At 47.4% G+C, this 12,551-nt stretch carries 11 protein-coding genes; 4 read left to right on the forward strand and 7 right to left on the reverse strand.

From position 1 onward, the window contains the following. Positions 1 to 478 precede the first annotated feature (478 nt). Positions 479 to 868 (reverse strand): DUF4168 domain-containing protein, encoded by a 390-nt coding sequence (locus BMY60_RS00650; RefSeq protein ID WP_177166520.1) that lies wholly within the window; start codon positions 866 to 868, stop codon positions 479 to 481. 822 nt (positions 869 to 1,690) lie between these two features. Between BMY60_RS00650 and BMY60_RS00660 the strand changes: the two genes are divergently transcribed. Together BMY60_RS00660 and BMY60_RS00665 are read left to right on the forward strand one after the other, a co-directional pair. Then, positions 1,691 to 2,200: a protein tyrosine phosphatase family protein gene (locus BMY60_RS00660; RefSeq protein WP_090330394.1), complete on the forward strand. Its 510-nt coding sequence runs from the start codon at positions 1,691 to 1,693 to the stop codon at positions 2,198 to 2,200. Between the two features lie 420 nt (positions 2,201 to 2,620). After that, positions 2,621 to 2,992, forward strand: coding sequence for an exosortase system-associated protein, TIGR04073 family (locus tag BMY60_RS00665; RefSeq protein WP_256250596.1), 372 nt, complete (start codon positions 2,621 to 2,623; stop codon positions 2,990 to 2,992). Between the two features lie 124 nt (positions 2,993 to 3,116). Here BMY60_RS00665 and htpX read toward each other — a convergent pair whose 3' ends face one another. The 6 genes from htpX to argH all read right to left on the reverse strand — a co-directional run bounded on the left by htpX (position 3,117) and on the right by argH (position 10,275). Next, complete coding sequence (gene htpX, locus BMY60_RS00670; protein WP_090330396.1) at positions 3,117 to 4,004, reverse strand: protease HtpX; 888 nt, start codon at positions 4,002 to 4,004, stop codon at positions 3,117 to 3,119. A gap of 216 nt (positions 4,005 to 4,220) precedes the next feature. Continuing rightward, complete coding sequence (gene ftsB, locus BMY60_RS00675; RefSeq protein WP_090330398.1) at positions 4,221 to 4,547, reverse strand: cell division protein FtsB; 327 nt, start codon at positions 4,545 to 4,547, stop codon at positions 4,221 to 4,223. Between the two features lie 10 nt (positions 4,548 to 4,557). After that, positions 4,558 to 5,841 carry a phosphopyruvate hydratase gene (gene eno, locus BMY60_RS00680; RefSeq protein WP_090330399.1) on the reverse strand — a complete coding sequence of 428 codons (1,284 nt, stop codon included), beginning with the start codon at positions 5,839 to 5,841 and terminating at the stop codon, positions 4,558 to 4,560. 322 nt (positions 5,842 to 6,163) lie between these two features. Continuing rightward, a complete protein-coding gene (locus tag BMY60_RS00685; RefSeq protein WP_090330400.1) occupies positions 6,164 to 7,846 on the reverse strand; it encodes a CTP synthase in 1,683 nt (560 codons plus the stop codon). A gap of 93 nt (positions 7,847 to 7,939) precedes the next feature. After that, on the reverse strand, positions 7,940 to 8,824 hold the full coding sequence (locus BMY60_RS00690) for a fructosamine kinase family protein (RefSeq protein WP_090330402.1): 885 nt from the start codon (positions 8,822 to 8,824) through the stop codon (positions 7,940 to 7,942). Between the two features lie 41 nt (positions 8,825 to 8,865). Continuing rightward, positions 8,866 to 10,275 (reverse strand): argininosuccinate lyase, encoded by a 1,410-nt coding sequence (argH, locus tag BMY60_RS00695; protein WP_256250597.1) that lies wholly within the window; start codon positions 10,273 to 10,275, stop codon positions 8,866 to 8,868. A 285-nt stretch (positions 10,276 to 10,560) separates the two neighbouring features. Between argH and BMY60_RS00700 the strand changes: the two genes are divergently transcribed. Both BMY60_RS00700 and BMY60_RS00705 read left to right on the forward strand, forming a co-directional pair. Then, positions 10,561 to 11,172, forward strand: coding sequence for a hypothetical protein (locus BMY60_RS00700; RefSeq protein ID WP_090330405.1), 612 nt, complete (start codon positions 10,561 to 10,563; stop codon positions 11,170 to 11,172). Positions 11,173 to 11,561: 389 nt separating this feature from the next. Continuing rightward, entirely contained in the window at positions 11,562 to 12,515 is a 954-nt protein-coding gene (locus tag BMY60_RS00705) for a cytochrome-c peroxidase (protein WP_090330521.1), read from the forward strand. Positions 12,516 to 12,551: the final 36 nt, after the last annotated feature.

Consider the following 12,551-nt stretch of genomic DNA (forward strand, 5'->3'; position numbering starts at 1 on the left):
CTGTAATTGGGCTGCACGGAATGGCAAACAAAAAATCCCAGCACATCACAGCAGCTATTCGGCGCAATGATATGCTGGGTAACATTCCTGTATAATGCTATAAATGTTAACTGTTCCAATCATCCGGCTACGCATACTGGCTATGCGCTGATCGGTGCGGCAATACATCGTCAGATAAGGGCTCAATGTATGTTGATATAGTTAGTATACTGAGCATTATTCATTTTGTAAATGATAATTGTTATCATTATAGTAAAAATTATTATGTCTAGCGGTTTTCATGGATTCTGACAAAAATACAGTCTATACCCCGGATCTACTTTCCGGGTTTTAACTTGCTTTATCTTGAATTGAGCGCACATGTCCTTATCCCGCAGAATAACTGCGCCTGCGGCCGCGAACACGCTCAATTCAAAACAGCTCAGCGTTTAAATTCCAGCAACCGATGTAATATCCGGCTAGACTAGGCTTTCGCAGGTTATTGGTGTTCTTCCTGCTGGAATAGTTCTGATGCAATTGTGTGGACTTTCTCCTGCAACTGAACGTCAGACTGAATAGTCTGTCCCATCGAATTATACTCATCCGCCGTTAACCCAGCCTGCTGTAGTACTTGCAGCATTTGTTGATTGATCGACTGCATAACTTCCTGCTTTTGTTGATCTGTTTCCGTATTTTGCATTTGGGAAACAGCCTGCTGCTGCAGTTGATAAAGACCGGCGTTTGCGATAAGAAAAGATTTGAGTTCTTCATTGGTGTAGGTGATTTCCGCAGCTTCGGAATTACCCTGATTCTGTGCCATTGCCGGTATCGAACAAAGAATACTTAATAAACAAGCAGTAACTATACTGTTAATCCATCTGTTATGCATGCATAACTCCTTTGGGTTCATTTAAATTTGCCCGGTTTTTGAACAGGTAAACCTGTTAACCTGAAGGCTTGCTTCAAGAACCACCCTAACAGATAATTCGATAGCATTCAATTTTTCGGAAATACTGATCTGTTTTTTTGAGATTTCTCATCCGAAAAAATCGAGCAGCGTGAACGTGCTGATATACTTGCTGTGCGATAATGGCGATTTGCCAAGGCTCAACATCAGGAAATGGGTGAGGGAAAACCGGATACTTTCGATTTTCTGGGTTTTACACATTATTGTACGAAATCAAAAAAGAGAGAGTGGTTTGTTGTCGGAAGAAAGACAATCAAGAAGCGAATGCGGACTCAACTTCTAGAGGTCAAGCATGCGCTGCGTGAGCGTTTACACGCGCCAATATCCGAAACTGGCGTATGGTTAAGGCGAATCCTCATGGGTCACTTGAACTGCTACGACTACGCTACGCGGTTCCAGGAAATGGTGCCAGTTTAAAATACTTTTTCAATCGTGCGGCCTGGTATTGGATTCGAATGCTAAGACGAAGAAGCCAGCGCCAGCGCATGACATGGGAGCGATTGGGGCGCTTGTGGAGACGCCTTGCCTTTCGATCGCTTTGCCGCCGGAACCTGAGGCAGGAGCCCAGTGTATTAGTAGTGCACGCTGGGATCTGTGCAAGGGGTGCCAGGTAGCCGGCATTTCTATCGCGACCACTGGGATATCCCGTTAAAATACTACAAATCAGGCAGAATTTACCTTATCATCCACTTTACCAGTTACACGTTCATTCGCGTTAATTAGAATTATAAAACGAGGCTTATCATGAAATACGCTTTAATAATCATTGTTACGATGATGACGCTGCTTTCCGTTACTGTATATGCTGGACGGATTCCTTTCGGACATCAGGTTGAAACTGTTCAAAATTACAATCGTGCAGCGCCACAGGTTGCTACATCCGGATTAATCGGCGATGGCGGCGCACCCCTGCTGGCAGCGCACGGTTTCAAAACCGTGATTGATATGCGTACCGCCAATGAAGGCACCCGCGAGGAAAAAGCGCTGGTTGAAGGCGCGGCTCTGATTTATGTCAACATACCCATGACGGTCGCCAATATCAGTAAGGAACACGTGGAAGCATTCACTGAAGCCATGAATAATTCGCCCAAACCGGTTCTGGTGCATTGCGGGTCGGGTAATCGGGCGGGCGCAATCTGGGCAAGTTACCTCATCAGCCAGGGCGCCGACATAGAGGAAGCGGTTGAGGCCGGCCGCAAAGCCGGTATGCGGCCGCCAATGGAAGAAAAAGTCAGAGCGCTCTTTGCAGAATAATCTAGTACCCTATCCATATGATATTGCCGGTTAGCGCTACCGTGGTGTTATGCAGCAAGGCACAGCGCGCTGGAAAGGGTTACTCCCTTTTCAAGTACTGTACACAGTTGCAGAACATCACGGTAGCACCCTGTGGGTGAACTTGTAGCATCCATCGGCTGCGCTGCGCCTTTTGACAATTAGAACGACTATTGCCTGCAAAGCACGCCTTGCCGGCTGTCGGCTGCCGGCAAAGCGCTCTCCTATATGTTTTTAACCATGGAAAAGTGCCATTCTATTTTGGAAATTTTTTCAATAAATGCCGATGCATTTGTTGCGAAACGGATTACCGGATCGGGCTGCATTAACAGGCTGGCTCTAAATTCTGTAGAATTGGGATGAACTGGATAGTACGATCTTTGATATATAAGGAGTTTTTTAATGGGAAAAATGACCAAATCATTTTGTATGCTGCTGCTTTGCCTGGCGTCATTTCCAGCAACTGCATCAGGCGGGTACGGCTACGGTCTTGGTTATGGGCAGGGCTATATCGGAATGGCGAGTGAAAAATTTGTTACAGGTATTACCAATACAGCGACAGGATTTGTTGAACTGCCCAAAAATATTATTTTGACAACGCAAAAGGATACTATTGTGCATGGAATGACCATAGGCCTGGTGTCGGGAATCATGCATACGGTTGCGCGTACTGTCATTGGGGTATTCGATGTCGCGACATTTCTTATTCCGACACCGCCTTCCATACAACCGACTTTTGTCTGGCAGGATTTTTCTGTCGAGTCTTCCTACTAACAAGCAATTCACGTACACAGGCGCAGCAGGGTTTTTGTATGAAAGAAGCACTGCATCACCGGACGAGGCAGCGCAGTGCTTTTTACAGTGAAAGCATTTTTATCGCAATAAATCAAAACTCAAATTAATAGCGTGATTCGCGTAATGCTGCGATTCTGTCTTCCAGCGGCGGGTGCGACATGAACAGGCTTTTGAGTCCAGAACCAATGCTTCCTGCAATGCCGAATGCCGCAAGTTGATCCGGCAAATGCGGTTGTTTGACTGTCATTTGCAGGCGTTGCAATGCCGCGATCATTTTTTCGCGTCCGGCAAGACTGGCACCGCCTGCATCTGCACGGTACTCGCGCTGACGACTGAACCACATCACAATGGTGGTCGCCAGAATACCCAGAATAACCTCTGCAATAATAGCTGTGATCCAGAAGGCCGGACCATGTCCATGCTCGGTTTTAAAGATAACGCGATCAACCGTATGTCCGATAACGCGTGAGATGAAGATAACAAATGTGTTAACAACGCCCTGGATTAGTGCAAGCGTTACCATATCGCCATTGGCAACATGGCTGACTTCATGTGCAAGCACCGCTTCGGCCTCATCCTGATTCATGCCAGTTAGCAGACCGGAACTGACGGCAACGAGCGCATCATTTTTTGACATTCCGGTAGCAAAAGCATTAACGTCCGGTGCATTATAAATGGCAACTTCCGGCATACCGATGCCTGCTGCTTTTGCTTGCCGCTGCACGGTCGAGATCAGCCAGTGTTCCTGAGCGTTGCGTGGCATCTCAATAACCTGGGCGCCTGTAAGCCGTTTGGCAATCCATTTTGACATGGCGAGTGATATGAACGAGCCGCCAAAACCAAAGACGGCGGCAAACAACAACAGGGAATTCATATCCAGCCCTGCTCCCTGCTCATCCAGAATTCTTTCAAACCCCAGCAGGCGTAACGTAATACTCAATACAACAATGATCGCCAGGTTTGTTGCGAGAAAAAGAAAAATTCTTTTCATTCAATTTGCTCCGAAGAAAATTCAAATCATAACGTGTTGTAGATTGCGTCTAAGAATATACGGTCTGTTTGTATGTTTTCAAGCGACGGTAATGCATAGCGCAGCCTGGTAATATGTGCCGGCTGGTACTCGCCTTTTGACAATAGAACGGCTGTTTCCTGCAAGGTGTGCTTGCCATGTACGCTGACAAGCGCACCCCTGGATGATCTGGTTAGATTACTGCACGCGATTTATGTGCGCAAAATTTGTGTGCGGCATTGTAGTTGAGGGACTGCTTTCAATAATCTGAAATAGAATTTCATTTTTTTTGACCATGCCGAGCTCACTGCGTGCATGCTCTTCGATAGCATCAGTTCCCTGTTTGAGGTCATTGATTTCTGCATACAGCAGTGTATTTCGGTCTCGCAGTTCAAGATTTTTTTCATGTGCAGCAGCAACATTTTGTTTGAGCTGTTGCACATTTAACCAACCGGGTTTGCCAAACCACAACGGATACTGCAGCATGATAATCAAAAACAAAAGCACGGCGGTCAGATATTTCATGATTTGACGGTTACCTTAATTGATAAAAAGCTCTGCGGCCGGCATATTTTACGGTATCCCCCAGATCTTCCTCTATACGCAGCAGCTGATTGTATTTTGCCAGCCGGTCCGAACGCGAAAGCGAGCCGGTTTTGATTTGCAGCGCGTTGGTGGCAACGGCAATATCGGCTATTGTCGTATCTTCCGTTTCACCGGAACGGTGTGATATGACAGCGGTATAGCCCGCGCATTTAGCCATTTCAATAGCGGCGAGGGTTTCGGTCAGCGTGCCGATCTGGTTGACCTTGATCAGAATGGAGTTGGCAATATTACGCGAAATGCCTTCCTGCAGAATTCTAGCATTGGTTACAAAAATATCATCGCCGACAAGCTGCACGGCTTTGCCGAGCCGGCGTGTAAGCAATTCCCAGCCGTCCCAGTCATCTTCGCTCATGCCGTCTTCAATGCTGATAATAGGATATTTGTCCACCCATGCGGCAAGATAGTCTACGAATTGCGCAGGCGTCAGACTCAGACCATCGGATACAAGATGATATTTTCCATCTGAAAAAAATTCTGAGCTTGCACAGTCCACGCCGATTGCGACATCAGTGCCTGGCTGGTAACCGGCCAGATCAATGGCATCGACAATCAGTTGCAGTGCTTCTTCATTGTTGTTCAAATTTGGCGCATAGCCGCCTTCATCACCAACAGTGGTAGGCATTTTCTTTTCATTGAGCAGATTTTTCAACGCATGAAAAATCTCTGCACCGCAGCGTAGCGCATCGCGGAAGGTGCCAATACCAAACGGGACGATCATAAACTCCTGCATATCGATATTGTTGTTGGCGTGCGCGCCTCCGTTGACGAGGTTCATCATCGGGACCGGCATCGACATCATTCCGGCACCGCCAAGATAACGGTACAATGGAAGCCCTGATTCATCTGCAGCTGCCTTGGCGACTGCCAGCGAAACAGCGAGCAATGCGTTTGCACCGATACGCGACTTGTTATCTGTGCCGTCCAGGTCGACCAGTGCCTGATCAATAAAACTCTGGTCGACCGCATCCAGTCCGATCAGTGTTTCCGATACCTCGGTGTTGACATTTTCAACGGCCTTGAGCACCCCCTTGCCCAGAAAACGCTGCGCATCACCGTCCCGAAGCTCAACAGCTTCCCGGGTGCCAACCGATGCGCCCGATGGCACCGAGGCGCGTCCAAGCACCCCGGATTCCAGCAGCACATCTGCTTCTATGGTTGGATTGCCGCGAGAATCCAGAATTTCGCGGGCGATGACTTCTACTATTGCACTCATGCTTACGTTTTTCCTATGTTATCTGATTGGTTTTGTTGTTAATTCTAACAGGCCCTTGAGAAATTATCTGCGTTGCCGCTTCAGCGTTAACAGCAGACACAAAATACTCGACCCACCCCGGGCGCTGTTCTTCGGGTCAGCATTACAGCTGCTTGCCACGCCTAGCTTGCCCCTGTTTCCGCCTTGCGCCAGCTGCCTCTAAAGCGTTTTTCAACAACCTGTTAACACTATATAACCTCAAGTTGCTGTTGGTTAAGTTTTTATTTATTTTTTCGATTTGATTTTACGGCCTGTTGTATTTGTCATACAGACGGCGCTGGCATCATGTTTTTGTAGCTGCAACATGCTTGATTTGCGATCCTCCGGTTGATCGCCGGCTACAGGAATAATCAATAGCCGCTTTGATAAATGACTTGAATAGCGGATGACCTGTTTTGGGCGTTGATGTGAATTCCGGATGAAATTGGCAGCCGAGATACCAGGGGTGCTCTGTTTCGGACAGTTCAATTATTTCGCACAGATTTTCATCGCGCGACACACCGCTGACACATAATCCGGCTTGTTCCAATTCCGGCAAATAGTCGCTGTTGACTTCATACCGGTGACGGTGGCGCTCGACAATTTTATCCGCTTCGTAAGTTTTCCAGACAAGCGAATTCTTCTTCAACATGCATTCTTGTCCGCCCAGGCGCATACTGCCGCCAATATCTGAATTTTCATCGCGTGTTTCGAGGCGTCCGTCACGAGTGCACCATTCGGTAATCAGCGCAATGACAGGATAAGGCGTGTCTGGATTAAATTCAGTACTGTGCGCCGCTTTCATGCCGCTTTTGTTACGCGCATATTCAACTACCGCTAGCTGCATGCCGAGGCAAATGCCCAAATAAGGGATTCGGTTTTGGCGCGCATAACTGATAGCCTGTATCTTGCCTTCCACGCCGCGCTTGCCAAAACCGCCCGGTACCAGAATGGCATGCATGTCTTGCAGACAGTCAGTGCCCGTTTTCTCAATCTGCTCGGAATCGACATAGCGGATGTTGATTTTGCAGCATGTATGGATACCGGCATGAACCAGCGCTTCCGATAGCGATTTATACGATTCGGTAAGGTCTACGTATTTGCCAACCAGTGCGATGGTCACCGTGTAAGCCGGATGTGCGAGTGCATAAATCAGTTTTTTCCAGACACTCAGGTCAGCGGGCTTTGCCAGTATGTCAAGTTTATGGCAGATGATTTCATCGAGCATTTGCTCGTGCAGCAGCACAGGAATTTTATAAATACTGTCGACATCGACGGCAGAGATAACCGCCTGTTCTTTGACATTGGTAAACAGCGCGATTTTGCGCCGTTCTTCCTTGGGCACCTCGCGGTCCGAGCGGCAGAGTAGAACATCGGGCTGTATGCCGATTTCCCGTAGCTCTTTAACAGAATGCTGCGTCGGTTTGGTTTTTAATTCACCAGCCGAGCCAATGTAGGGCAGTAATGTCAGATGGATAAAGCAGGTATCATCAGCGGGCAGCTGCGTAGCCATTTGGCGTATAGCCTCAAGAAACGGTAGCGATTCAATATCGCCGACCGTGCCGCCGATTTCGATGATGGCGACCTCGGCATCATCGACGCCGGCCTGAATATACCGCTTGATTTCGTCAGTAATATGCGGAATTACCTGGACGGTTCCACCCAGATAATCGCCGCGTCTTTCCTTGCGGATGACGCTTTCGTAGATTTGGCCTGTGGTGAAATTGTTATGCCGGGTCATTTTGGTGCTGATAAAGCGCTCGTAATGCCCCAGATCAAGATCGGTCTCGGCGCCATCTTCAGTAACAAATACCTCGCCATGTTGAAACGGACTCATGGTGCCTGGATCAACATTGATATATGGATCGAGCTTGAGCATGGTCATGTTGATCCCCCGTGTTTCCAGCAGAGCGGCAAGGGATGCCGCGGCAATGCCTTTGCCCAACGATGATACAACGCCACCCGTTACAAAAACGTACTTGGTCATCGGGCGCAAAAACTACTTGCAATCTGAAGAAAATAAATGTTTTTGATCTGGTTGGGCATGGGTACGGCCAGTGTCATCGGGCATCGTGATTTGTCAGCGAATTTCAGCAAGCAAACTATCCATCATCTGTTCGGCCTGCTGGCGATAGCCGCCACCGAAAAGATTCAAATGATTCAGGATATGATAAAGATTATATAAAACCCTGCGGCTATTATACCCTGAATCCAACGGATATTCATGCCGGTAGGCAGAATAAAATTCTCTGGAAAAACCGCCGAATAATTCGGTCATGGCGATATCGGCTTCCCGGTCGCCATAGTACACGGCGGGATCGAATACGACAGGCTGACCGGTATTGTCATAAGAAAAATTACCACTCCACAAATCGCCATGAAGCAGTGAAGGCGCGGGTGTATAATCGGTGAAAAACTGATCGCAATCCTCTAGCAAGCGTTCTCCGAGGGTCAGCAGCTTGCCGTGATGACCGTTTCGTTCGGCGAGCTTAAGCTGATAACCAAGCCGCTGGATGCGCCAAAACGATACCCAATACGGGTCTTGCGCGTTGATCTGGGGAGTGCTGCCGATAGTATTATCGCGCACCCACCCAAATTGCCGCGCATGAACGCGATGCATGGCGGCAAGCCTGGCGCCTAATTCCTTAACATTACCGCTGCCGCGTTGATTCAATTCGAGATAGTCGAGTACCAGCCAGGCGTTACGCGCGTCCTTTCCCCAGCATACCGCTTGAGGGGCGCGCAGCGTATTGGTCTGGCCGATTTCATAAAGCCCCGCAGCTTCGGCTTCGAACATGGGCAGTCCATCGGCATGATTGATTTTGACAAAAAAGCGCCGTTTGTCATCGGCTACACAAAAAGCCTGATTAATGCAACCACCGCCGACGGTGATGGTTTTTTTTGGTTCAAACGGCTGCTGCGTTGCCTCGGTGATGTGCCTGGCTATATCAGTCAAATTATTCATGATGTCATCAAGAGAGTTGCCGGATAGTTTTTGTCTGGCAATTAGACATGTTTTTCTCCAGACAGCCAGCTTTTTGCTCCAATTACGGCCGCACGCACCTGTTCCGGCGCAGTGCCGCCCGGATGACTACGGCTGTTCAATGATCCCTCCAGGGTAAGAACGGAAAATACGTCGGCTTCAATTGCGGCTGAAAATTGCTGCAATTCGGAAAGCGCCAGATCACTCAGATCGCATGCTTTGTGTTCGGCATATCGCACGGAGCGGGCGACAATTTCATGCGCATCGCGAAAGGGTATGCCTTTTTTCACCAGATAATCCGCAAGATCGGTCGCAGTAGCAAAACCCTGCAATGCGGCGTTACGCATAATTTCAGGATTAACCTGAATACCGGAAAGCATGTCGGCATAAACACGCAATGTATCGATTACGGTATCAACAGTATCGAACAACGGTTCTTTGTCTTCCTGATTGTCCTTGTTGTACGCCAGCGGCTGTGCTTTCATTAAAGTCAACAGCGCAATCAGATGGCCATTGATACGGCCGGTTTTACCGCGCACCAGTTCGGGCACATCGGGATTCTTTTTTTGCGGCATGATGGATGAGCCGGTACAAAACCTGTCCGCCAGCGAGACAAAGCCGATTGCGGGATTCATCCAAAAAATCAGTTCTTCCGACAAACGCGACAGATGTGTCATCATCAACGCGGCGCAGGCGCAAAATTCAATCGCAAAATCTCTGTCCGAAACCGCATCCAGCGAGTTTTCGCAGATGCCTTCAAACGACAGTGAACGCGCCACGCGCTCACGATCAATCGGATAGCTCGTGCCCGCCAGTGCAGCAGCGCCTAATGGCAATTGATTGACACGTTTTCTGCAATCGGATAATCGTGCTGTATCCCGTTTAAACATCTCAAAATAAGCCATCAGATGGTGGCCGAATGTGACCGGTTGGGCAACCTGAAGATGCGTAAATCCTGGCATGACCGTTTCAGTATGGTTTTCGGCGAGGTTGACAATCGCCCATTGTAAAGAACGCATAAGATGATTGATTTCATCAATAGAAGCGCGCAAATAAAGCCTGATATCCGTAGCCACCTGATCGTTTCTGGATCGGCCTGTATGAAGACGTTTACCGGCATCGCCAATTAATTGAGTCAATCGTTTCTCGATGTTCAGATGCACGTCTTCCAGTTGCAGCGACCACTCAAAGCGGCCGTCTCGAACTTCGTCGCCAACTTGTTTTAATCCCTGCTCAATGGCCGACAAATCATTTTGCGTGATAATTCCTTGAGCGGCGAGCATTTGTGCATGCGCCAGAGAACCCTGTATGTCGTGTTCTGCCAGACGGTAGTCAAAGGCAATCGATGCCGTATAACGTTCCACCAGCGCGGAGACAGGTTCATTAAATCTGCCTGACCATTTTTTGATATCGCTGTCATTGTTTTCAGCCAAAATGTATGTTTCCTCTCGAATAGTTATAATGTCATGTGTTGTATTCTTGATGACTGGCGTTTGTTTTGAATTATAAAACAAAATGGATGAAGCGTTATTTGCTATACTCCGGATACAGGATAATCGCCGCCAGACGGCGGAAGAATCCCCGTAACACATTGTTGTAACACCTATTCATATTGAATTGTCCTGAAAACTAATTTTTAAAATGCTCCGCTTTCACTTCAGATTGGATTAGTGGATAATTGGAGTTTTTTTACCTGTCACCTAAACAAGGAGCTATTGATGACGGATCGGAATAATGAATCATTACAATCTAAAGCAACGACATTTTTCTCAATGCTGGGTCAACGGTTTGAAGTACTGGAAAAACTTCCACAAAAGCAGTTGCCCATGAAGTATGCTTTTGTATTGGTAGGTATCATTATCTTCGTTTTTGCCTGGAAGCTGATAGCTGTCAGCAAAATCGAATCGGATATGAACAAGCAGCTTGAAAATGAACGTACACTCATTACCCAGCAAGCGCGCGAGCATGCTGACAAACAATATAAAAAAGAAGAAGAGCGCTTTGGCCAGGTTCTGGCATGGGCTGTGCGCAGCGAACTGATTCGCAATAATATTGATCAAATCGGCCTGTATCTCAACGACATTGTCAAGCAGATTGATGCTGATCGTATCGTGTTGATCAGTGACAGCGGTGAATTGCTGGTGTCTACCGATAAGCGCCTTGAAGATGTAAAAGGCGGTGATCTGTATCCTCAGGATGTAATCAATGTGCATGAAATCACCATTAAATCAGATGTGGATGGTAAGAAACTGCTGATTGCACCGATAGCTGATTTTAATAAGCGTATTGCCGTTCTCGTAATCAGCTACAATCAAAGTAAGATCAGTTGAGTATTTGGTTGGATCGGTAGTTATGTGAAGCGAAAGCTTGGCATGCTGCAAAATAAGCGAATTGTTTCACCCCTGCTATGTGCAGGGGTTTTTTGTGCGCGCAGGCAGGGACGTCCATCGCGCGCCTGAAAAAAACTACTGGCAAGTTGGCTTTGACAGTATCGATAAAGCGCGTTTCTAGTATATTATAATAACCCTATAATGAAAGCAGGAAAGAATCGAAGCATGTATGACGCATGGTTACTTTCCGACTTCAGGCACTTCATTTCCAGCCCGGTTTTCCTGATCAGCTGTTGGAATTGAAGATTCATTTGCCATTTAAAACGCAGAGCAATAATTGTAAACTGCCATTTTTTAATTTCAACGGGCGCGTCCCTAAGGAGAATTATATGAAACTTTTTTTTATTTTGGCGCTGATGTTCAGTGCCCAGGCGTATGCACAGGATAACTCTCAACAGATCGATGCAGATGATCTCAAGCGATTCTTCGAACCGCTGCCGGAGTCGATCATCGATGAAGAAAAGAATGCCGCGCTGATTAAACTCGGCAAGACGCTTTACCTGGACCCAAGACTGTCAGTCAACGATAAAATTTCCTGTAATTCGTGTCACAAGCTGGATGGTTACGGCGTCGATAACGAACCGACATCTCCGGGTCATGACAATAAACGCGGTGATAGAAACTCCCCCACCACCATGAATGCCGCGCTGCATATCGCACAATTCTGGGACGGGCGCGCCAGTGACGTGGAAGAACAGGCACTGGGCCCAATACTCAATCCTATTGAAATGGGTATGGCGAACAAAGGAGACGTGGTGGCAAAATTAAAAGCCATTGATGAATATCAGAAATTATTTGCAGAAGCATTTCCTGATTCAGAATTCCCTTTTAATTATAATAATATAGGTGTTGCAATCGGCGCCTTTGAACGTACGCTGCTGACACCCTCCCGCTTTGATGATTATCTGAAAGGTGATGAAGACGCTTTAAGTCAGCAGGAATTAAGCGGGTTGAACAAATTTATCGACGCAGGATGCGTGACCTGTCATAACGGCGTTGTGATCGGCGGCAATTCCTTCAGAAAAATCGGTCTAGTGGAGCCTTACGAAACGGATGATCTGGGGCGGTACGAAGTTACAGGCATGGAAAGTGATAAAAAAGTCTTTAAAGTCCCGAGTCTGAGGAATATCACCAAAACAGCGCCCTATTTTCATGATGGTTCAATTGAAACCCTGGATGAAGCAATTCGTTTGATGGCCAAACATCAGCTCGGCCAGGACGCGGATTCGGAATTTGTCGAGGATATCAAAGCGTTTTTGGGATCTTTGACAGGTAAGGACTAATCATCATCTTCCTTTCGTAAAATAGATAATAAACAT

The organism is Nitrosomonas sp. Nm51, from assembly GCF_900111165.1.
Lineage (GTDB): Bacteria > Pseudomonadota > Gammaproteobacteria > Burkholderiales > Nitrosomonadaceae > Nitrosomonas.